A 21506-nucleotide genomic window follows, 5' to 3' on the forward strand; every position below is an offset into this window, starting at 1 on the left:
CCAACTTTGTGTACAGCATTTTTGCAATACTTAGCCTAGTTCTTATTCTAGGATTTACTACGAGTGTGTTTGCAGAAGAGCCAAGGCTTTCCACGTATCACGAAACTGCAACAATCCTTGTCGATCAGAAAATTTCAAACAACGTCACTGCCTCAGTGTCGCTACAGACTACATCCCTGCATGAATTTCAGATCCCGCCAGCACTAGACGAGAAGATACGAAATAACACAGACATCACCGCAGTGGTAATCACAAATGAGAAACAGTGCGTCCTTGGGGTTCAGGAAGACATTTGTGTAATGATAAACGTCAAGCGCCAAGAGGGTCAGGGAGGCATCCAGGCAGCACAGCAAAAGGCAAGGCAGGCAGGCGACGCAATAATAGGCGATATTAACGAATTTTTCGGCCTAAACACAGAATTCCACTCTGCATTCATTCATTTTGACGATAAAGCGAACCAAGCGCTAGAGACGCAAGGCCAAGTCTCTGGAACTGGAGTAGTATCTGCAGTTTATACAGCATCATTTCAGAACACAGACTTTATGTTCAATCGATTCTCCGGCGCATTGATTCCAAATCAGATTAGAAGTATGGGCGGATTTTATGAAATAGCACAGACACTAACCAAAGATGACTCTTCTAGGATGACATTTTCCATACTGCCAAGGGGGCCTATCTCTATTATGCAGCTCAAAGTCTCAGAGAGCTATCCGGGACTAGCTAAGAGTCTTACAACTGTTGAGCCACTAAAGTTCCTCAAGGTGAACGAAATCAATAAGTCAGACTATTACAAAGTTGGATTCTTTCCGTTAAACTCAATCGTGTATGTTGTAATACTCCCACAAGACGAATCTGCATATGCAGTTGTAGGAAGTATGATTGGTGCCACAGTCAAGAACAATCAGACTATTCCAGCAGATCTAGAGACGAGCGGGTGGTTCTTCAATTCCAATTCAGGCAAAAAAATAGAGGCAATGTACCTTTTTGGCAAGGAGTTTTCTGCAGATAGTACCGATTTGAAAATCACTTTCGGCAAAGAATCATCACCAATAACAGCAAATGTAGGACTACAGGAAATCGTAATCCTAGTTGGAATTGGTGCAGCAGCTGCAGGCGCAGTTGTGTATTATCTAAAAGGAATTAGGCCTAAATAACCAGAACAGCTGCAGAAAACACAGTAGTCCAGCGTCCTTTGGTGTCACCGACTGCAGTCTGCGTTATGTTCATTGATTTGTAAATTTCTCCAGAAATCTTCCACTGTTTTCTTTTCTCGTCCCATGACTTGTCCAATTCAAACTTGATTCCAAGAGACGAAGCAAGCATTTGAGCGGCAATGTCTTCTGCATAGTCTCCTGCCTGCTTTTCGTTTTGTCCATATGCCTCATATTCCGATAGATAGCCGTACCTGTTTGGGTCTTTTGGTTGAGCGATGCCGACGGATGCCGAGATTAATCGGTGTGGCTCGTTTGTTTGGTTTCTTGAATAAATGCAAAATAGAACTTGACCCGGATTGATAAGCTTGAGGCCTTCTGCACGCGAGACCATCTTTGCGCGAGGTGGGAAAATACTGGAAATCAGAACTATGTTTGTACCTGCGATTCCTGCGTCTCTCAGGGCAAATTCGAAGCTTGTCAGTCTATCTTCATGAACACCTCTGCCTTTTGTGAGGAATAATTTTTTTGCAACTAGATCAAGCATTTTGTTTTTGTAACAATACATGGAATTATTATACTTATTTCAGCTTGAGGTATGATTTTGTCTAGAATAATCTGTACAAAATGTGCGCCTTTTGCCAAATGCAGATACGCACATGTTATTATTCAGTTGAGTCCACATTGAATCGTGGATATCTTCGGCTTTTCTTTGGATTCTGTGCTGCAATCAGACGGGTTTGTAATTGGATATTATGTCTTTACAGTTGCAACATCGCTAGTACTAATCAAGGAGACAAAAAAGCGGTTGCGGGACCTAAAGGATGGAATTCGCTCTATTGTTTACGCTCCAATAGCATTTGGCATACTAATCGCATACTTGGTGACGCTATTCCCAATTGTAGAGAATATTCCCATTTTGAACTGGAGCTGGCTGGGTTATAATATCGCGTTTGGTCCTTTTGCCGACCAAGGAGTCTGGGGAATTGTACCGTTTATTCCTCTGCTTTTGTACATGTTCATCCACATAAACTACGTAGAAGAATTTTACTTTAGAAAATCAAAAAAAATGGTTCTGGTTTGGGCAGTAGCGCATGTTGCAATGGGGATCAAGCTTCACATGGCAATATTGCTAATCCCAATTGGGTTTTTGTTCAAGTATATCTATGACAAAAAAGGCCTCAATCACTCTTATGCAATGCACTTTACTACAAACATCCTAGTTGTAGTGGCGCTATTTCTTACGCTTATTCGATGACCTTTCCGGCTTTGGTCCCTGCATGAAATAACGATATCCGATAAATCCACCGATGCAGAGATTGATTACTCCAAACAACACCAAAATTAGAGGGATTGGTTTTATGAGAACCATTCCCGCGATGATTCCCCATGTTCCGGTTCCCAGAAACAAAATTGTCAGAACCTTGAGCTTCTTTAGCGGAATCCATTTCATTTGTTGAGTTTTTGATGTGACTCTATTAAAGAGTGACGGGCTGCACTAACATTTTAAAACGCTAGTTTTTGTTAGAAAATCGTTGCCAATATAGCTCAGCCTGGCAGAGCATCGGTTTTGTAAACCGAGGGTCGAGGGTCCAAATCCCTCTATTGGCTTTTTTCAACTTTATGTTCCAAGGATTTATTAGAGGACCAGAGATTCGGCAAACATTAGGCTATAATGACGGAAAATGAGCAATGAGCTTCTTTGTCTGTCATTGCTTAGGAAAATAAATTGACAAAATTTGAAGAATTAGGGATAAAACAATCCATCTTAGATGGATTAAAGGACATTGGATTTGATGAGGCGTTTCCGATCCAAGAGGCAACTATACCTGTTTTACTATCTGGTAGAGACGTCATAGGCCAAGCGCACACAGGAACTGGCAAGACTGCAGCATTTGGAATATCAATGCTAAGTGGAATTGATGCAAACAAGACAATCCAGGGCTTGGTATTAGCACCAACGAGAGAGCTAGCACTGCAAATAACAGATGAGATTAAAAAATTCGCAAAACACACAGGTATTCGTGTAGTTTCAATATACGGCGGGCAGGGAATGGGAGTACAGCTCCAGGCACTCAAACATGGAGTCGAGGTAATTGTTGCCACACCAGGCAGACTAATTGACCACCTAAAACAAGGCTCTATTGAGCTCAACGACCTCAAGTATGCTGTCCTAGACGAAGCAGACACTATGCTAGATATGGGCTTTATCGACGACATTCGATTTATCTTGGAAATGACCCCAGTCAACAAGGTAATGTCATTATTCTCCGCCACAATGCCTCCAGAGATCCTAAGACTGGCAGACGAATACCTAAACAACCCAAAACAGTTTCTCTTATCAGCAGACGACCTTTCAGGAGAGGGAATAGACCAATCATTTCTAGTTATCAAGGACAGAGAGAAAATGGATTATCTCGTACAATTTATCAAAGAAAACAAGCGCGGCCAATCAGTGGTATTTTGCTCAACTAAAAACAGAACTAGGGATGTTGCTCGCGCATTGCGCCAAGCAGGGTATAACGCAGTAGCAATTGAAGGTGACATGTCACAGCATAGACGTGAAATATCCATGTCACAGTTCAGACGAGGCCAGGCGGACATTTTGGTTGCAACCGACGTAGCCGCAAGAGGAATTGATGTTCCAGAGGTAGCTCTGGTAGTAAACTATGATGTGCCAAACCAAGAAATGGTCTATTTCCACCGAATCGGAAGAACCGCAAGAGCAGGTGCAAAAGGCAGAGCAATCACACTTGTATCGTATTCTTCAGTTGGCGATTTTAATCTAATAAAGCAACAAGTCAAGGCGCCAATGACTGATCTTAACGAAAAGATGGGAATAATTGTAGACATTCCAGACCCACTAAAAAGACAAGTCGGCCCGCGCAGAACATTTGGACGCGGAGGAGGAGGATTTGGTAGAGGTGGAGGAAGAAGATTTGGTGGAGGAAGAAGCTTTGGTGGAGGAAGAAGCTTTGGCCGAGGTGGAGGTTCTAGAGGAGGATTTGGTGGACGACGCGACCAAGATAGACGCGATTCTGGTAGAGAAGAGCGAAGAGATTCTGGTAGAGAAGAGCGAAGAGATTCCGGCTATAGAAGAGATGATGATAGACGCGATTCTGGATTTAGGGGTGGATTTAACAGGGGAAGACGAGATTATGATAGACGCGATTCTGGTAGAGAAGAGCGAAGAGATTCCGGCTATAGAAGAGAGGAAAAACGCGAATCTAGAATAGAGGGTGGTTTTAGAGGGCAACATGCTTCAAAGAGACCGGCTCATAGAAGACGCTGGTAATCTTTTTTAAACTCGAGTTATAGTGATATGCGATGGAAGTAGGTTTTGTTTTACTCAATTGCGACCTTGGTGCAGAAGAATACCTGCTAGACGAAATAAAGCAGATTCCAGAAGTAACGCAAGCATACCTGACATTTGGTGCATATGACATCATTATTGAGATCCATGCTAAATCACCAGAAGATTTTGACAAGACAGTATCCAACAAAATCCGAAGACTGTCGCGAGTCATGAGCACAATGACATTGAAGGTTCTTGCAAGTCAGACCAAATAATTCAGGTAATACAAATTGGAAAAAATTCAATATTCTGGAACAGTGTGGGCAATAAACCACAACAACCCAGAACCTTTAGTCACCCATTGCCTAAAAAAACTTCAGGAATATGGCATTAAAAAAGAAGACATCAGACTCACAGATGCCCCTGAAAACGTCCAAGTTGGCGAAATAGTAGTGGAAATGTGGCCGTACCACATAGATGTTGCGCGCGTGAGAACAATCCGAAACGAGTCATTCATTTCAGGATCCGTCATGCAGATTGAGCTAAGAGCTGACGAGCAGGGAAATTACATAGATTAAAAATAAAAAAAAGACTTAGCTGACTACAACTTTCCCCTTCATCCAAGGACGAATAATATCAAAGTATTCGTATGTTCCAGCTTTGTCAAATTTTTGTGAGAATTTGCCATTGGCTTCAATTATGCCTGAGTCAAAATTGCCATCAGGCCCACTCATGATGTTACCGCTGGTTATGGTATGTTTGCCAGAGTCCTTGTTTATCCAGGTAACTGTGCCTCCCTTTTTGACCGTGGTCTCAAATGATGAATAGCATTTGTTTCCTTTTGCACAACTTTCACTATCACTAGATCCTTTTTTGATTTCTACTGTAGCTGTCGAAGTTGGCTTTCCTGTAGACTTTTTAGTTTCTTTTGTGGTCTCTTTCTTGTCGGCTTTCTTGTCGGCTTTCTTGTCGGCTTTCTTGTCGGCTTTCTTGTCGGCTTTCTTGTCGGCTTTCTTGTCGGCTTTCTTGTCGGCTTTCTTGTCGGCTTTGCTTTCTTGGGCATCTGCGTGTTGCATCATTGGCACGGTTAGGACGGCACCAAGTAATGCAAAGATCGCCACACATGCAAAAATTATCTTTTTCATTATTTTGGGAACAATGCTATAACTAAATAAATTTGTTTAAGATTTCATCATGATAATAAAATAAGAAAAATCAGAATTTCTTCTGATTATTTGACGATGATTGTGCCTTTCATCCATGGATGGAGACTGCATATGTATGGGTATGAACCAGCAGTGTTGAATGCGGTAGAAGTAGATTCTCCGCCGTTCATTAAAGCAGTCATAAAAGAGCCATCAGATGCAGCTTGCATGTGGGGCATAACGTCTAAGTTTTTCCACAAGACTTTACCTCCGACTGCCACGGTTACAGTGTTTGGAATGAAACATTTTTCACCACATTTGGTATCTGCGCCTACTCCTTTTGGCATTTCTATTGTAACTTCTTTTACTGCTTGACCGGATGGTGCTGTTTTCATTGTAGCATCTTTCTTTGGCTTCATTTCGGCTTTCTTGTCTGCTTTCTTGTCTGCTTTCTTGTCTGCTTTCTTGTCTGCTTTCTTGTCTGCTTTCTTGTCTGCTTTCTTGTCTGCTTTCTTGTCTGCTTTCTTGTCGTCTTTCTTTACCTTCATTTCGGACTCTTTGTGACCTGACGCAAACGCAGAGTCAGTCATCGATATACTAACAACTGCTGCCAGTAACACAAATATCGCAAAACTTGCAAGTAACTTTGTATTCATTGTTGATTACGGTTCTCGACATTTGATATATTAAGATTATTCAGGATTTCAGCAAATATCTAATGTTCAAAACTTGTGTAAAGCTAAATTACTACAAACGTAATTCTTGCTGGATGTTTTGATAGTCATTGCCGAATGCAGTCACACTTAGGTTCTTGGTCCTGCTGAAGTCTGACAAAACCAGAGAGAAAGTCATTGTCTGATGTGCTGCCAGTCAACTCGGACAGATTAGTTTGACCAATAATTAATATCGTGCCTCAAAAACAATACTAAATAATTTGAAGATGAAGGCCATTCACATTGCTGGAATCACAGGAACAATAATTATCGCATTGGCAATATTGTTCGTATATTCAGCAGATCAGGCAAAAAATCGTGGCAAAGTATTTGGCGATAACCTTCAGACAATACAGGATGAGTTGAAAAAAACCCAAACGGAATTTTATTCAATGAAGGCAATGCTTGATGAAGGATCCGTAGAAAAGAAAGAATTTTTAGAATTTGGAGAAATCCATACTAGGAAAATGCAAGAAATACTCAAATCTTACGAGTTGATTACTCCGCCTGAATCATTTGTTAAATCAGTAAAACTCTTCAAAACATCGACTGAAAAACAGCTTGAAAGTGATCAATATCTCATAGAATGGATTGCAACCAACAACACTTCACATAAGATACGCTCAGACATATTGCTTCAGGAATCATTTGAAAATGAGATGGCAGGCCTTGTTTTGTTTAATGAGGTAAAAAATAAGGTAGGCCAAAACTAGAGTAAGCATTTTTGAGATAACAAATCTAATGTTGAAGATAACGCATCAAGTAGATTTTCTTTCTCAAGTGGCACGCCCTGTGAGAACTTTACTGGAAAACTCAAACTAAGCATATCGTTGTCTGTATGAGACATTTGAATAGAGTGCTGCATTTGTTTTTCGAGCAAAAATTCCTTCCACACGTCCAATCTTGCTTGGATGTCATCTATTTTGCTTGATAATTGCATTACATCCATTTCCTGGTTGTTATCAAAAATTCCAAACTTTACCATCGGCACAGTAACAAATCCGCCATGAATGGTGTCATGGTTTTTGTGCATTTTTTCTACAATTTCGTCGTACTTGTTTTCAGGCAGAATCTGCCCATAGTCAGGCCAAAAGTAGCCGGCAATTTTACGGTCCTTGTCCAAAATTCTAAAAAAATCTGAATCCAGATCTAACTTCCACATGTTATGCTGAGTTTGCTCTCAATGTTAATAAATCATCAAACCGGAAATTACAGAGTGGCGCTAACAAAATACACCCGTGATTTTCTTGATAGTCAGATTGATTATTACATAAGCGAAGCCGAGTCGTTTAGGCAAATTGTGCAAAATTATTCCCCAGAGTTAACATCAGTAGAGGATGCGACATTTGGAATGATTGTTGGATGTGTATATTCTGCATTTTTGAGGGCATATGAAAACGAAAAAAGAACAGTCGACCTAGACGATATGCAGGAATTCAACAAAATAATCAAAAACAAGGCAGCACTCATCAAAAAGGCAATACTGGGATAACCCAGAATGGATTAAATCCCGTTACAAAAACTTACCAGCATTGGCAGACATTACAAAATACCGCATCCACCAAATAGTCGATAATGGAGCAATAGTGCAGATTTCTCTTGCAGAAGACGTGCAAACCGAGCCAATCTCACAAAAACAGATGATCCTGGATTCCGTTGCAAAAAAGCTAGACCCGGAACTAAAAGAGCAAGTTCAACCATTACTAGAGGCTATTTTGGGTGCACAGCCGACAGTTAAGATAAAGACGTATGATCAGACCACCATATCCATTACGATGCCAAAGGTTCGCTATGAAAGACTTGGACGACCCCAAGTAGGCGAAGTACTTGAAATAACTCTAAGAAAGTAACTTTTCTATTTCAGATGTGGTTTTTAGTGGTAATGAGCAGCTAAAGTTTTTACAAACAAATACTGTCGTGTCATTTTCAAATTGTTTACCAGCAAAGTATTGATATTTTTCTAGGGCTTGCATCTGGACTTGGCTTTGTATTGTGACTAGAATTGATTCCGGTAGGAATCGTTTTGTTAGATCATCATAGATGGTTTTGTTTTGTGGGTTTAACAGTGTTATTTCAGTTGGGTTTTGCAGGTGTAGATGAATTGCATTTAGTAAATACCCAAACCCAAACGGGTTTTCTGCGGCCATTATTGCAAATGCCTCCATTGTTTTAGAAGATATCTCATGGAATTTTTTGTTCTGCGTCAGGTGGTATAGTTTCAGCAATGCATTTGCTGCAACAGAGTTGCCAGACGGCATCGACAAATCATAGTTGTTCTTTGGTCGTATGATAAGTGATTCGTGATTGTCGGCGGTAAAGTAAAAGCTAGAATTGGCCTCATCCCAGAAATGCTCAACTAGATATTTTGCAAGTTTTTCTGCCAGTGCCAAATATTTTTCATCAGGTTTTACCTCAAAGAGATCAACTAGTGCATTGACAAGATATGCATAATCCTCAAGATATGCAGATAGTTTTGCCTTGCCGTTTTTGTATGTTCTAAGAACTGAGTCGCCTGCTAGAAGGTTTTTCTCGATGAATGTAATACAGTTTTCTGCCGCCTTCAGGTATGTTGGATTGTCAGTTACTCTGTAGCCCTTGGCAAATGCAGATATCATCAATGCGTTCCAGGACGTTATTATTTTGTCATCAAGACTTGGTCGGATGCGCTTTGAGCGTGCTTCTAGGAGTTTTCTTGAGGACTCGGCCAGTATTGTCCTTACTGTATCCTCGGTGATTCCAGTATGGAATGCGACTGCAGATGCGGCAATTGAATTATTCAATATAGTGTGGCCCTCAAAGTTGCCCCCATCTGTAACATCATAATACAGACAAAACACGTCGGCGTCTTTTCCCAAGATTTGGTTGATCTCTTTTTTGCTCCAGACATAGAATTTGCCTTCTTCACCCTCAGAGTCGGCATCCAATGCGGAGTAGAACCCACCTTCTGGCGAGGTCATCTCGCGCAAGACAAATCCCAGAGTTTTGTCAATTATGTCCAAATAGAATGAATTCTTGCTTAGCTGGTATGCCTCGGCATACACAATTGGCAATAATGCGTTATCATATAGCATCTTTTCAAAGTGTGGAACAAGCCAGCGTGCATCAGTTGAGTAGCGGTGAAACCCCCCACCAATCTGATCAAAGATTCCGCCCTTAGCCATCTTGTTCAGTGTCTTGAATACAAATTCCGAGAACTTTGATATATTGGAGATTTTTGCATATCGCAGTAAAAACGAAAGATTTGCGGCGTTCGGAAATTTTGGCGCCTGACCAAACCCACCATATGCGTTATCAGCAATCTGAAAAAGATTCATTGCTGCCTCATCAAGAATTGCTTTTTCTAGTGTTGCAGGAGTTGTTACCATTTCTGCTCCCCGAAGGTTTTGCATAAAATTCTCTGATGCCTTTTTTACGTCATTTGGTTTTTCCTTCCAGGCTTGTGCCAGTTGAAGCAATAAGCTTCCAAAGCCAGGCCTACCATAATTATCTAAAATTGGAAAGTATGTCCCAACATAGAAGGGTTTTTGGTCAGGTGTCAAAAACACGCTTAGCGGCCAGCCTCCTTGTCCTGTTGCCATCTGGCAGACCTTTTGGTAAATGTCGTCCAGATCAGGCCGCTCCTCCCTATCTACTTTGATGGATATAAAATTCTCATTCATTGTTTTGGCAATCTCTTCGTTTTCAAATGACTCGTGCTCCATTACGTGACACCAGTGGCACGAGCTATATCCAACTGAGAGAAAAATCGGCTTGTTTTCATTTACTGCCTTTTCTAGTGCCTCTTTGCCCCACGGGTACCAGTTTACCGGATTGTGTGCATGCTGTAAAAGATATGGGCTGGTCTCATGTGCTAATTTATTTTCTACCAATAAATTTGCCTGATTCGTTTTAGTATTTGTATTTTTTATTTAAACCAGGTCTTTTCTTCAATGTCATATACGCGAGCATTGATTTGCGCCAACAACTTCATCTTGGATTTTTGTGCCTTATTGTTTTGAGAATAATCCTTTTTCTCCACCAAGATGATCAATTCCTTCAGGTCCTCCAAAGATAGTGTCTTAAGTCCCCTCTTTGAGACAACTTCCAATAGTTCTATTCGCCTTTTGTCATCTGGCATAAATTCAGCCACATACTACTATCCAATTACCAGAGTTTAATTTTTTGTCTAAAGTAAGAAATAGCTCGGCATTATCGTAATTAATAATGCGCGCAATGATACTAGAAAGGCTTGGGCCGATTGAGGGTAAGCCATTACAACTGCGGGACATTGAAACTCATAAGATAAAAAAGAACAACGAGATACTAGTCAAAATAGAGGCTTGCGGAGTTTGTAGATCACAGCTCCACGGAATAGAGGGAGACTGGCAAAAGTATGGGATTCCTCCTACATTACCAACCATTCCCGGGCATGAAATTGTTGGAACTATAACCCAGATAGGACCCAGTGTAAAAACCCTCAAAGCTGGACAAAGAATAGGAATATCACCACTTCACGGCTCCTGCATGCATTGTGATTACTGCAAAACTGGAAAAGAGCACCTCTGTGAACATGCAGAGATCACGGGCGAGACAATGCTTGGCGGGTATGCTGAGTACATCACAGTAACAGAAGACTTTGCAACGCCGATTCCAGATTCTATGAAATCCGAATATGCTGCGCCTCTTTTTTGCGCCGGAATTACCGCATACAAGGCAGTCAAGGCATCCGAGCCTGCAAGACAAAAAACAGTCGGTATTTTTGGTGTCGGCGGTGTCGGCCATCTAACAGTAGAGTTTGCAAAATTGGAAGGAATGCGCGTGATAGGAGTTGCTCGAAACAAGACTCATCTAGATTTGGCAAAAAAAGTCGGAGCCGATAACGTAATCCAGTTTACAGAGCAAAGTGAGTTTCTCTCTACACTAAAAAAAGAGGAAGGACTACTCGATTCGGCAATTGTCTTTGCGCCATCAGAAAAAGTAGTGGACTTGGCAATCAATTCTGTCAAAAAGGGTGGAACCATAGTCCTTGGAGTACTGGCAAATATTCCAAACTTTGATGTATTTACAGAAAAAACTCTGCGTGGAACTATGATTGGCTCTAGATCAGACATGGCAGATGTGGTAAGGTTGGCAAAACAAAACGACCTGAGAGTAATCTTCAAGTCATTTCCGCTGGAGCAGGCAAATTGCGTACTAGAGGATCTCAAATATTCCAGAATAGAGGCTCGTGCAGTTCTTACGCCTTAAATAAACCAAAACCAAAATTGTTTTCGTGAACTGTAAGCGTTGCCACCACGTCAGGCAGGCCCATGAAGAATCAAAAAACGATTCATTCCTAAAGCTCGGCAAGTGTGCCATACCGGGATGTCCTTGCAGACAATTTGTAGAATCCATTGAAAAGCTAGATGAAGAGCTCATGTGATTCATATTGAAATTATCAGAGTGAATACTATGGGAAACCACCAGTCACCAAATGATATTAAAAAAGAGCTGGATGTCATGCTATCAAAGCTAAATGCATTGGAGATTGTCGCTCATGACGAATTCCAAAAGGGCACAGTCAAGGTTTTGCGCAGACTGGTTGAAGGTCAGATTCATTCGATTAACGAGTTTGATCACCTAAAAAAAGCACTAGACCTACTGACATTACAGATATTTGAAATCAAAAAGAAAACAGACTTACTTTAATATAGTATCAGACAAGCCACATTCCTTGCATTTCATCAAAATACTAGACCCGAGATCTTGGGTTTTTTCCATTATTCCGCCACAGCAAGGACAGTTCATAGTATAATGATATTATTATTCGATATTAGTATCATTTGAATTGCACGGTGGAATATATTTTTCTGCGATTTTATGTACAATTCTTTGTCTTTGGTTTTGCTCAGAGCCCCACATCGGGTAAATGCACAGATGCAGGTTTTGTTCCGATGCATGTGAGAGCCAACACTTGAACTTGTCATGTTTGGTGAAGAATCCCGCATCGTCTGTTTTGCCAGACTCTCCCACATGGATAATCTGAAATGCTTCTTTGCTTTTTGACAAAATGATATACAAGACTTCTTCCATTGGCGGTCCCCACTCTGATAGTCGAATTGGTCCCAAAAACTCGTAGTTTAGGATCTGAATTGCCATTGTTTTGGATTGAACTAGGCCTGTTTTGTGCCTTTTGTGAAAAAGCTGAAGGATGATTCTGGACAAGCACCCACGAAGAGGTGCCGCAAGAACTTCAGGAATTATAGTATAATGATACCAATCCATAAGGATCTGTGTGTTCAATCCGATGCACAACTGATCAGGTAGGATCAAAAATGTGCAAAAAAACTAAAAAGGGATAAATCATCCTCAGAATTAAGGCAGTACGATGGAAAGCAAAGAAAAAAATCCACACAATTATCGAACGGTAGGCTATTCCATGATTTTGGTTGCCGCATCCCTAGTAGTTATTGCCTTGCTGTATCTAGCAATTGGAGACGATGTGTTATACGCTGACAGAATAAGCAAGGAAAGACAATACCAATACAAGCAATTCCTTGAGGAAATGAATCTAAAGAATGAAGAGGAAAAAGCCTTAGAGGAAGTTAATCTCTCGCCTAGTCTTGACGAGTCAATGGACGTATCAAATAATCCCTAGTTACCTATACCCATTAGCAAAGTCTTCCCACATGTTCATTTTTGATGTGAGCTTGTTCATTTTGTATAGAGCCCCACCAATTATTCCCGCATGGTAAAAAGTGTACAGGTATACTTGGGATGACGAAGGCTCTGTATGCGATAGGCTCAATGCAACCATAGAGAAAAATATGAATGTGCCAAAAAACGTCGATATGCTGTTAACTATTCCTTGTAGTCCTATGATTCTCTTTGTGGCAACTGCCATCAGCGAAATGCTGGTGACAATGAGAAATGTAAGGCCACCATTGTGCGAGCTAAATTGGGTAACCCAATCTGCTAGGCCCATCTCAAGTATCGGCTTTTCAGGCAGGTGAATTCCGCCGTTTAATGCGAAGCTTACCGAGCTGAAGAGTCCTCCTATAATAAAGAAGAAAAGTAGGATCTTGATTATTCCTCGCTTGATTGGGCTGCGCGTTTCCGCAGGACTAATTGCTCGTTCGGTCAGCTTTAGTCCAAACAAAAACCCGACAAAGATTGTTGGAAAATATGCTAGTTCTATTAGGTACGGAGTGCTTTGTGTGAGCTCTCGAATCTGCGGCGCAAAGACCAAGAATAGCAAAATTGCAATAGATGCAGCCGAGGCAAAGATAATGATATTAACAAATGAAAAGCGTCGCTCACCTTCTGCATCTGCGCTCCAATTGAACATTTTTGAACCTTGATGAAACCAGATTAAAGAAAATGACGGAAAATCATTTGGTCTTGTTATCAACTTTAGTGTATTAAAAAAGAGGGCTAGGCGTATTTTGCAGGTTTTTGTCTTTTTGTTTATTTGTTCAATCGTGCTGCTTGCGGATTTTGTTCATTCTTTAAGTAGTGAATAAGATCGTCTTGCTCAGGCTTGTTTTTCTCAGGGTCGACATACTTTTTCAGTGAAGGGTCGGATGTGTAGTAACATGTGCCGAAACTTGGATTTGTGGTCTTTTTCCAAACTATTGGTTTTTTCTTCCACTGGATTTCGCTGCATCTGGATAAAGGTTAGCTTCAAAAAAAAGTAAGCCTGTTGTAAATACAACTGCAATAATTACTACATACTTGATGCTTTTTGTGAGATACTGAATACAAATAAAACTATTTTATGATTATCAGGCTTGCAAGCATTTAACAGAGACAACATCCGCCAATACTTGATGAAAAAGATCGCCATGATAATTGGTGCGATAATGATTTGCTTTGGTGTGTTGTTCCAATACCAAGGCAGAGGAGTCGTTGGGCCGGAATCCTCGTTTATGTACTATAACAAGGACTGGATCTACTACGGAAGCGCAATTGTGTTATCTGGAGTTGCGGTCTGTGGAGTTGGTGTGTTCTTGTATGTGCGAGCTAGATTACGGGCAAGGTAATAGTGCTTAATTTTTTTGGATTTGTTTATTTTTGAGGAAATTATTTCTGTTATTTCTTAGATATACTTGTGTCTAGATTTGCGACAATGTTGTATTCGCCATATGTTATCATTGTTGTTTTTACCTGAGCAAATGTGATGATTTTCTCCAGAATGGAATGCTCTTGTCCCATAATGCAGCTAACTATTACACATATGCAGTCTGGGTCATTTTATCTCCAGTATAGATAATGTGTTTGTCTGAAGATCAAAGACGCGGTTCAGATGGTTGTTCGTTTCTGTGATGTAGAGTTTTCCAACGTATAATTCCACATCACTAGGCTCGTACAGTCCCAAAATATTGCATGGTGGATTATCTGGAAGGCAGACGATGTCTTTTTGTGTCTTGCCAATAAGCGTGTAAACTTGACTTGTTTTCAGATCAATTACTAGAATTACGGAATTGTACGTGTCTGCAATAAATATTGCCTCAGATGTTGCGCACAGTCTCAGAGGATGCTGAAATAGCGCATAGTCAGCAGTACCATCTTCGTGGCCAAACTCGAATAATCCATAGCCAACCAAAGATTGCACGGCGTTTGTAGCAAGGTCGATTTTTCTTTATGCGGATGTTTCGCTGTCTGCAAAATTCAGTGCGTTTCCAGAAATGAACAGACCACTTGGTTGTGCCAGTTGCGCAATCTTTGCCGAGTTGTCTATGATGTTTTACTACCCTGTACCTTTGATACGGAAAAGCCAGACATTATTTGTAAAAATATAAATCAAAAATTAAAATCATCTAGTGTCCGCCGCCACCGGTGCATTGTGGTGGTGGGTTCGGGCAGCCGCAGATTTTGGAGTTGCCAAGCTTCCAGTTATTAAAAGACCAGTATTGTCCCGATTCGTGCTTTTTACTAAGTTCATCGCATGACATTTTTTCCACTATTTCGTGTTCTTCTATTTCCAGTGGTTTGATGACGATCTCTTTGTGAATTACGACATAGCCTCCAAAGGCTCCGCCTAGTACCAGAAATACTATAGCTACAATGAAGATTGGATCCATCATCGATTTGGCGTTAACTAGTATAGGTATTTTATCTTTCTGAAATTAAGACCAGATTTTTTCTTTGAATGTCAGTTTTTTGTTCAATACAAAATTAGATAGTGCGCTTGTTGCAACCGCCAGAACAAGTGCTATTGGATAGTCCATTTTGTTGTGATCAACTAGCAAATACACGATTGCAAGCTGTGCTAGTGCACCAAGCGAGCTTAGGCCTATGAATTTAGCATATTGGATAGATGTCTGCCTTAGCTCGAAGTTGCTGTCCCCAAAGGTCCATATTTTGTTGAGAATAAAGTTACTAGACATTGACACTGCAATACCAATTATCGTTGCGTGCAAATACCACAGATCCGAAACCACGTCAGTAAAGAGCGACGAGACAACATAGTTTATGGCAAGGCCGATTGCGCCGATAGAGTAGAATCTACCTGCCTTTGAGAAAAACATGACAGAATTGCGTCTTTCTTCCTTGTTTGCCTCCTTGCCGTATCGATATAGCTTCCAGACTGCCTTAAAATAATCAAATATTGTTTTAGAGTCAAGCTTGCTTTTTCCTAATTCCCGGTTTGTAAATGTGTAGGGGATTTCCAAGACGTTTGCGTTTTTTGCCTTTACTAGGATTTCAAGCAGCATCTTGTAGCCTATTGCGTCAAAGCTTAAGCCCTGAATCACTGGTTTTTTGAATGCGAAAAAGCCAGACATTGGATCTTTGGTGTTTACTCCAAGGCCGCGTTTTGCGATAAATGTCGCAAGTTTGGATAGTAATTTTCTTTTTCTGGTCCAACCGACAATGGCGCCGCCATTTACGTAACGCGATGCGACGACAATATCATATTTTGGGTGTTTTAGTGCATCAATCATTTTTGGCAAGAGGTTTGCAGGGTGCGACAAATCGCTGTCCATGACAACTATGGTATTACCAGTAGCAAGTTGCACGCCTTTGAGTATTGCAGATGCTAGTCCGTCCTTTGTCTTTCTATGTATTACCTCGATGGTGTTATTTGCAAACTTTTTGACGCTTTGCATGTATTCCTCGACCAGCTTACCTGTCCCATCCGGGGAATTGTCGTCAACTACTATTGTTTGTGTCCGAGTGTTCTTTGGCAAATTATCCTGAATTGATTTTAGAATTTTGAGAATGTTTTGTGATTCATTATATGTTGGGATGATAATAGATACCTGAGTACCACTAGGGATCTCGTTGTATTTCATGATTGATTCTTGCCCAAGTTTTAGAGTATTAAATGATTATTAAAATCAGTTAACGGATGAGCTAAATTCTTTAAAAACCAGCATCAAGTGGGCACTGCGGCTTGATTATTTCGCGCATTATCATTGTGGCAAACGATCCGCGCTGAAGTGTAAAGCTTACCGTATCAGACTTTATTGTAAATTCATCACATTGTATGGCGGCGCTTCTAAATCCGCCCTCGTTGGATGATTCCTGCATTTCCTTTAGATAGAAATCAGACGGCTTGACTTGTTCTTGCTCCAGTATTTTGGAAATGTGATAGTCGAATCTGGTCTTTTTGAAATAGGAAAAGCCAACCATCGGAATTGCTAGTTTTTGTGAGTCGTCCATTTGGTATTTGCCAAGCTTGGCGTTTTTGTCAAAGCAGACATCACCTTGTTGCGGCACAAAGAGTTCCTCGCCATAATTGTACGCACTAGTTAGTGTGAGATTGAACAGGTATGACTGGTAAGCCTCAACATACAGCCTACGAATCCCAATTGGTAATTCGTGGAGTGCCTTTTGAGGGTCGCCATGCTCTACCATTTGCAGTAGGACAATTTTTTCCAAATCCATTTGTGGAGGAATTACATCCAGTACTTTGGAATAGTTATCCGGATCTGTCATTTCCTGCCGTAGCTCGGTATTTTCCTGCGAATCATATTGTGAAGTAAAAGACAATAACAGGCTTACTGCATCTGAAAATCTTTTTTGGATTATTGCCTTGCCAATCAGGTGTGTTACTGGCCGCTTGGAGCCAAATCTTTGGTATCCGTAGAAATTCAGAATTTTGTTAGATTCTGCAAAACTAGATAGTAATTGGTCTGCACCATCTATACGTATGACAAAGTTATTCCCAGTCATGTCTTTTGCAGAGAGTGGTTTTTTTGCAAATCCAATTCTTTCCAGTATGATCTTGCCGTCGGAATAATTTGCAATCGCTTTTCCCATTGCCATAGAGCATACATATTGCATAGTTACGGCATGAGCATCTTTGAGCCCCAGTGCCTTAAGCCTTGCACCGGTTTTTTTGAAAACCAGATCAAGTGCATGATTCGTGTCGATACCAGATTTTTTCAGTCGGTATACGGCATAACCTTCATCACAAAGTGATGCAAGAGTCTTTTTGCCTAGAACCTCCGATACTAAAAAATCTTCAAGCCGGGTGCGGATCTTTCCACCACAGCCTACAAATTTTGTGGTGTACAGTCCTATTCCAATATCAGAGTCTATTTTTGGAATCACTGCGTTATTGTTACTGTGATAAATTCAGACACGGTTACATCCGCAGTTCTTGCAGAGACTAGGACCTTGTAGGTGCCAGGAAGAGCAGACGGGCTAGTCACAATGGATACTGGGACTGACTGCGATTCAGAGATTGTTGAAATTGGGATTTTTACTCTAATGTCGGAGAACTCGGATGTTGCCTTTGATAGGATTTCCGTGTTTTGGTTTGTAGATATCATCACGTCAGCTAATGCAGTCTGTCCCCTTTGAATCGTTACTTGCTTGCTTGATGCAGAAACGGTTGCCGATAGTGGTTCTGCAAGGTCTACTTTGCCAATTTTGTTTTCAACCCACTGGGTAAACCAAATTTGGTCTCCAGCAACGTCAAATCCAAAGACCTGCGCAATTCCACAGTCAGATTTATCACCACAGTCGGCCCAGTTCGGGTTTCTTGATGGGACGTGATATTCCACCAGATATTCTTGCTCAATGTCAAATACAGCCAGTGCGTTTGATGCCTGCTCATTAAAGTATAATTTGTCGCCTTCAATTTGCGCCCAATATGGTTGGCTGACAGGAGTCTTGATCACGCCTGTTGCATTGCCATATGTTGCAAGCGGTGCAATTGGAGTAGTGTATCTAGTATAGGATTCAGCCGATTCTGTAAACTTGTAAAAGTTGCTGCTGGCAGTATCTGCAAGCCAGACATTTCCGTGCTTGTCCACTGCAAGTCCGTTTGGAGCACCAATTGATTGAGGTAGGTTGAATGTCTCTGAAAAGTCCAGCACTGTTACATTTTTACCAGTGCCTGATGCGACATGGTCTGCAAATGAGTTATAGTTGAATTTTATGAGTGCGCCGCCTTGTCTGAGCATCCAGTTTGTGTACCAGAGGTTTCCATCAGAATCCATATCGAATCCGCCAACAAAAGAGCCAGGAATCGGAGTTGGGATGTTTGTGTATTTTTTGTCTTTTGATGTTTGTGTGCTATCATAGAGGCTGATTTTACCTTCATAAAAGTCGTTTACAATAACTTGGTTACCAAGTACCTTGAGGTGTTGCGGTAGCGAGTCTTCCTGTGTTGGAAAGCCCACACGAGCATATTTTTCTTCAGTTGTTGAAAATTTCCAGATAGAGTCAAACGAGTCATCAGTATACCAAACATCGCCAAACGAATAATCAATTCCCCACATCATAGAGCGCGCACCCTCTGGCCAGTCCGGGTTTGGATACTCCACAAAGTATTCAGTGTTTGGATCAAATTTTGCTATTTTGCCGGTATTTGTTTGAGCAAAGTACACATTTCCAGAATCATCCGTTGTGATTGCTAGCGGTTGGGTGCAGTCAGTCGGAATTTTATATTCAGTCACATATTGATTTGACTTTGCATTACTGGTGCCACAAAACTTTGGTCTATCTAAATCCGGAAAGTTGTCTGCCGGCGTTCCTGTGATGGTGGTCTTTGTAAGTGGGTTTTGCTGGTTTGGGCTGGAATTTAGTGCAAGTGCAAGTGTTGATGTTAGTAGGATTACTCCAAAGAATATTGCTACTGCTAATCCCTTTTTCTTCACAAGTCACGTTTTTGTTTACCGCATTATATCTATTCTGGGCATCAGAGTAACTTGAGCTCTTTTGTTATCTTGTCAATATGATCTTCTGGGGCAGGACCTATTGAAAGGCATGTAAATGTTCCAGGTGCGATTTGTGTGTGTCCAGCATCAGTGACTTCAGACCATGGAAGACCCATCTCTATTGCATCTCGTTTTATTGATTCAAGTTCGGACTCGGAATTTACCTTGAGTACTATTTTTGCCTGGCCTTGCCACCACTTGGAAAACCAATCAGGGTGAGACTTGCGAACATTTTCCGCTCCAAGTACACATGCATGTCCCACTTGAGCTGCAATCTTGCCTTTTCCCATTCCAAGGTCTGTCCGCACTATTATGACTTGTTTTAGACTCAACAACTACTTTTCATGCATCACATTGAAAAACTTTGCAAATATTGCCGAAATGAATTAAAGGAAATCATTCCAAAAGACAGCAAATTGTCATATGATGTTGTAATTGCAGGTGCAAGCGTTGCAGGGCTTTTTTGTGCACGAGAGATAGCAAAGGCAGGACATTCTGTACTAGTACTAGAAGAAGACTTTGAGGTCGGCTCGCCTGAGCATTGCGGTGGACTGGTGTCGGCATCGGGTTTGCAGGATCTAGGAATAATACCGTCCACCAAAACTCTGGACTATCCAATTCAAAAGGCTCGACTGACATCTCCTGGAGGAAAAACGCTAGACATTGATGCGAAAAAGCAGAATGTCATTGTGATCAACAGACGTGAGCTTGACAAGCAGATTGCCCATCAAGCGCAAAAAAATGGAGCAGAGATCGAAGTAAAGACATCACTCAAGGAATTCAGGCAAGGCCAGGCAGTAACGAGTGCTGGAACATTTGATTGTAAAATTTTGGTGGATGCAAGAGGAATCACATCCATAATTCAGAGGGACCGAACAGGTACCCTGCAATCTGCGCAATACGAAATATACGCAGATTGGATTCAAAAAGGCCTAGTCGAAGTGAATTTCGACTCGCTGAAATATCCCGGATTCTTTTCTTGGGTAATACCTGCAGCGGACGGAATGGGAAAGGTTGGAGTCGCAGGAAAAGGCATCAATGCCATTTCTGCAATAGAAAAATTCCTAGAGCAAAAGGGAAAACATTCTACTATCCGAAAGGTCTTTGCGCCTATTTGGATTAACGGTCCACTTGGTGATTTTCTAGAGTCAAACAAAGTTATTGTCGGAGATGCTGCAGGTCAGGCAAAGCCGACTACTGCGGGTGGGATTTATTCTTGTGGAGTAGGCGGAATCTTGGCAGGTAGAGCAATCTCAAACTATTTGATATCGAATAACAAAGACGATCTCAAGTCATACCAAAAACTCTGGACTGAAAAATTCGGAAAGGAATTTGAAAAACAACTCTTTGCAAGAAAAATGCTAGAGCGACTGGACAATTCCACTATAGATAAGATATTTTCCACAATAACTCCAGAAATGATATCAGATATCTCAAGCAATGACGATTTTGATTTTCATACGTCGGCAATAATCAAAATGCTAGGACTTCGAGGATCGCTCAAAATTGCGCAGACTATTTTTGGCGGCGAAATACGCAAGCTGCTCAACTAGACAAAAAAACACTTGGGAAGCTATAAATGGAATATTAAAAAAGACAGCACATGTCAACATCACTGACTCTTCCAGTCTGCAGCTGTTGCAACAAACACATCATGCCAAACGACAACTGTGTAAAATTTATGTGCCCAGAATGTGGCTCAGTCTTGGTATGGAGATGTCAGAGTTGCAGAGAGGCAGCAAGAACATACACATGCCCTACTTGTAAGTTTTCAGGACCATAAGAAATGGCACGAATACTTTTGATAACCAAGATCCTCCCAGAAGGCACTGAAGTCAATCTGGACGATCTGGCAAGAAATATCTCGGCAAAACTCGAGGGTGGTATCACTATGGGAAAATACACTAAAGAGCCTCTTGCTTTTGGCCTATTCTTTCTAAAGGCAGAGTTTGATTTAGATGATAAGGAAGGACAGATGGACATGTTAGAGAACACCATCAGATCGGTCGCAGGAGTAAGCGAATTTGAGGTACTCAACATGAGTCGTAAATCAGTAGATGTGAAGTGATCCA

General features: G+C 41.2%; 30 protein-coding genes and 1 tRNA gene. 16 read left to right on the forward strand and 15 right to left on the reverse strand.

All coding sequences use genetic code 11. The features are described 5' to 3' along the window. Positions 1-8 precede the first annotated feature (8 nt). The gene (locus tag FJ354_03540; protein ID MBM3905742.1) at positions 9-1154 is read left to right on the forward strand and encodes a hypothetical protein; all 1146 of its coding nucleotides are present in this window, start codon (positions 9-11) and stop codon (positions 1152-1154) included. On the opposite strand, the gene FJ354_03545 is transcribed toward FJ354_03540, so the two are convergent. After that, positions 1147-1698 carry an arginine decarboxylase, pyruvoyl-dependent gene (locus FJ354_03545; protein MBM3905743.1) on the reverse strand — a complete coding sequence of 184 codons (552 nt, stop codon included), beginning with the start codon at positions 1696-1698 and terminating at the stop codon, positions 1147-1149. The two genes, FJ354_03540 and FJ354_03545, sit on opposite strands and share 8 nt — an antisense overlap. A 165-nt stretch (positions 1699-1863) precedes the next feature. Here FJ354_03545 and FJ354_03550 point away from each other — a divergent pair, with 165 nt between their 5' ends. Further along, on the forward strand, positions 1864-2409 hold the full coding sequence (locus FJ354_03550) for a hypothetical protein (protein MBM3905744.1): 546 nt from the start codon (positions 1864-1866) through the stop codon (positions 2407-2409). On the opposite strand, the gene FJ354_03555 is transcribed toward FJ354_03550, so the two are convergent. Beyond that, a complete protein-coding gene (locus tag FJ354_03555) occupies positions 2386-2604 on the reverse strand; it encodes a hypothetical protein (protein ID MBM3905745.1) in 219 nt (72 codons plus the stop codon). The genes FJ354_03550 and FJ354_03555 overlap by 24 nt on opposite strands. Before the next feature lie 84 nt (positions 2605-2688). Between FJ354_03555 and FJ354_03560 the strand changes: the two genes are divergently transcribed. The 4 genes from FJ354_03560 to FJ354_03575 all read left to right on the forward strand — a co-directional run bounded on the left by FJ354_03560 (position 2689) and on the right by FJ354_03575 (position 5024). Continuing rightward, positions 2689-2762: transfer RNA gene (locus FJ354_03560), tRNA-Thr, on the forward strand. A gap of 118 nt (positions 2763-2880) precedes the next feature. Then, complete coding sequence (locus FJ354_03565) at positions 2881-4446, forward strand: DEAD/DEAH box helicase (GenBank protein MBM3905746.1); 1566 nt, start codon at positions 2881-2883, stop codon at positions 4444-4446. A gap of 32 nt (positions 4447-4478) precedes the next feature. Then, positions 4479-4721: an Lrp/AsnC family transcriptional regulator gene (locus FJ354_03570; protein MBM3905747.1), complete on the forward strand. Its 243-nt coding sequence runs from the start codon at positions 4479-4481 to the stop codon at positions 4719-4721. Between the two features lie 15 nt (positions 4722-4736). Next, positions 4737-5024, forward strand: coding sequence for a hypothetical protein (locus FJ354_03575; protein ID MBM3905748.1), 288 nt, complete (start codon positions 4737-4739; stop codon positions 5022-5024). Between the two features lie 302 nt (positions 5025-5326). Here the strand turns inward: FJ354_03575 and FJ354_03580 are convergent, their stop codons facing one another. Beyond that, a complete protein-coding gene (locus FJ354_03580) occupies positions 5327-5509 on the reverse strand; it encodes a hypothetical protein (protein MBM3905749.1) in 183 nt (60 codons plus the stop codon). Positions 5510-5677: 168 nt separating this feature from the next. Continuing rightward, positions 5678-6247, reverse strand: coding sequence for a hypothetical protein (locus tag FJ354_03585; GenBank protein ID MBM3905750.1), 570 nt, complete (start codon positions 6245-6247; stop codon positions 5678-5680). A gap of 278 nt (positions 6248-6525) precedes the next feature. On the opposite strand from FJ354_03585, the gene FJ354_03590 reads away from it, so the two are divergent. Then, positions 6526-7017, forward strand: a complete 492-nt coding sequence (locus FJ354_03590; GenBank protein MBM3905751.1) for a hypothetical protein — start codon at positions 6526-6528, stop codon at positions 7015-7017. On the opposite strand, the gene FJ354_03595 is transcribed toward FJ354_03590, so the two are convergent. Further along, complete coding sequence (locus FJ354_03595) at positions 7014-7466, reverse strand: hypothetical protein (GenBank protein ID MBM3905752.1); 453 nt, start codon at positions 7464-7466, stop codon at positions 7014-7016. The genes FJ354_03590 and FJ354_03595 overlap by 4 nt on opposite strands. Positions 7467-7520: 54 nt before the next feature. Here FJ354_03595 and FJ354_03600 point away from each other — a divergent pair, with 54 nt between their 5' ends. Beyond that, on the forward strand, positions 7521-7796 hold the full coding sequence (locus FJ354_03600) for a hypothetical protein (protein ID MBM3905753.1): 276 nt from the start codon (positions 7521-7523) through the stop codon (positions 7794-7796). A gap of 40 nt (positions 7797-7836) precedes the next feature. Beyond that, positions 7837-8154 (forward strand): hypothetical protein, encoded by a 318-nt coding sequence (locus FJ354_03605; protein ID MBM3905754.1) that lies wholly within the window; start codon positions 7837-7839, stop codon positions 8152-8154. Here FJ354_03605 and FJ354_03610 read toward each other — a convergent pair. Next, entirely contained in the window at positions 8143-10173 is a 2031-nt protein-coding gene (locus FJ354_03610) for a thioredoxin domain-containing protein (GenBank protein MBM3905755.1), read from the reverse strand. The two genes, FJ354_03605 and FJ354_03610, sit on opposite strands and share 12 nt — an antisense overlap. A gap of 35 nt (positions 10174-10208) precedes the next feature. Then, entirely contained in the window at positions 10209-10421 is a 213-nt protein-coding gene (locus FJ354_03615) for a hypothetical protein (protein ID MBM3905756.1), read from the reverse strand. An 86-nt stretch (positions 10422-10507) separates the two neighbouring features. Here FJ354_03615 and FJ354_03620 point away from each other — a divergent pair, with 86 nt between their 5' ends. Both FJ354_03620 and FJ354_03625 read left to right on the forward strand, forming a co-directional pair. Then, entirely contained in the window at positions 10508-11530 is a 1023-nt protein-coding gene (locus FJ354_03620; GenBank protein MBM3905757.1) for a zinc-binding dehydrogenase, read from the forward strand. A gap of 204 nt (positions 11531-11734) precedes the next feature. Further along, positions 11735-11971 carry a hypothetical protein gene (locus FJ354_03625; protein ID MBM3905758.1) on the forward strand — a complete coding sequence of 79 codons (237 nt, stop codon included), beginning with the start codon at positions 11735-11737 and terminating at the stop codon, positions 11969-11971. 114 nt (positions 11972-12085) lie between these two features. Here FJ354_03625 and FJ354_03630 read toward each other — a convergent pair whose 3' ends face one another. Beyond that, positions 12086-12421 carry a hypothetical protein gene (locus tag FJ354_03630; GenBank protein MBM3905759.1) on the reverse strand — a complete coding sequence of 112 codons (336 nt, stop codon included), beginning with the start codon at positions 12419-12421 and terminating at the stop codon, positions 12086-12088. Between the two features lie 229 nt (positions 12422-12650). On the opposite strand from FJ354_03630, the gene FJ354_03635 reads away from it, so the two are divergent. After that, on the forward strand, positions 12651-12920 hold the full coding sequence (locus tag FJ354_03635; protein ID MBM3905760.1) for a hypothetical protein: 270 nt from the start codon (positions 12651-12653) through the stop codon (positions 12918-12920). Here FJ354_03635 and FJ354_03640 read toward each other — a convergent pair whose 3' ends face one another. Next, positions 12921-13610: a hypothetical protein gene (locus FJ354_03640; protein MBM3905761.1), complete on the reverse strand. Its 690-nt coding sequence runs from the start codon at positions 13608-13610 to the stop codon at positions 12921-12923. A gap of 481 nt (positions 13611-14091) precedes the next feature. On the opposite strand from FJ354_03640, the gene FJ354_03645 reads away from it, so the two are divergent. Further along, positions 14092-14304, forward strand: a complete 213-nt coding sequence (locus FJ354_03645) for a hypothetical protein (protein MBM3905762.1) — start codon at positions 14092-14094, stop codon at positions 14302-14304. A 206-nt stretch (positions 14305-14510) separates the two neighbouring features. Here FJ354_03645 and FJ354_03650 read toward each other — a convergent pair whose 3' ends face one another. The 6 genes from FJ354_03650 to FJ354_03675 form a co-directional block, all read right to left on the reverse strand. Further along, positions 14511-14876, reverse strand: a complete 366-nt coding sequence (locus tag FJ354_03650) for a hypothetical protein (protein ID MBM3905763.1) — start codon at positions 14874-14876, stop codon at positions 14511-14513. Between the two features lie 205 nt (positions 14877-15081). Then, on the reverse strand, positions 15082-15348 hold the full coding sequence (locus tag FJ354_03655) for a hypothetical protein (protein MBM3905764.1): 267 nt from the start codon (positions 15346-15348) through the stop codon (positions 15082-15084). Positions 15349-15390: 42 nt separating this feature from the next. Next, positions 15391-16557: a glycosyltransferase family 2 protein gene (locus FJ354_03660; protein ID MBM3905765.1), complete on the reverse strand. Its 1167-nt coding sequence runs from the start codon at positions 16555-16557 to the stop codon at positions 15391-15393. A 70-nt stretch (positions 16558-16627) separates the two neighbouring features. Beyond that, entirely contained in the window at positions 16628-17821 is a 1194-nt protein-coding gene (gene truD, locus FJ354_03665; GenBank protein MBM3905766.1) for a tRNA pseudouridine(13) synthase TruD, read from the reverse strand. Beyond that, the gene (locus FJ354_03670; GenBank protein ID MBM3905767.1) at positions 17818-19374 is read right to left on the reverse strand and encodes a lyase; all 1557 of its coding nucleotides are present in this window, start codon (positions 19372-19374) and stop codon (positions 17818-17820) included. The genes truD and FJ354_03670 overlap by 4 nt, the downstream gene beginning before the upstream one ends. Before the next feature lie 41 nt (positions 19375-19415). After that, complete coding sequence (locus FJ354_03675) at positions 19416-19769, reverse strand: peptidyl-tRNA hydrolase (GenBank protein MBM3905768.1); 354 nt, start codon at positions 19767-19769, stop codon at positions 19416-19418. Between the two features lie 81 nt (positions 19770-19850). Between FJ354_03675 and FJ354_03680 the strand changes: the two genes are divergently transcribed. The 3 genes from FJ354_03680 to FJ354_03690 are packed head-to-tail and all read left to right on the forward strand — an operon-like array spanning position 19851 to position 21502. Next, positions 19851-20987, forward strand: a complete 1137-nt coding sequence (locus FJ354_03680; protein ID MBM3905769.1) for an NAD(P)/FAD-dependent oxidoreductase — start codon at positions 19851-19853, stop codon at positions 20985-20987. A gap of 50 nt (positions 20988-21037) precedes the next feature. After that, entirely contained in the window at positions 21038-21217 is a 180-nt protein-coding gene (locus tag FJ354_03685) for a DUF1610 domain-containing protein (GenBank protein MBM3905770.1), read from the forward strand. Positions 21218-21220: 3 nt separating this feature from the next. Then, entirely contained in the window at positions 21221-21502 is a 282-nt protein-coding gene (locus tag FJ354_03690; protein MBM3905771.1) for an elongation factor 1-beta, read from the forward strand. The last annotated feature ends 4 nt before the right edge of the window (positions 21503-21506 follow it).

The organism is Nitrososphaerota archaeon, from assembly GCA_016872055.1.
Classification (GTDB): domain Archaea; phylum Thermoproteota; class Nitrososphaeria; order Nitrososphaerales; family Nitrosopumilaceae; genus Nitrosotenuis.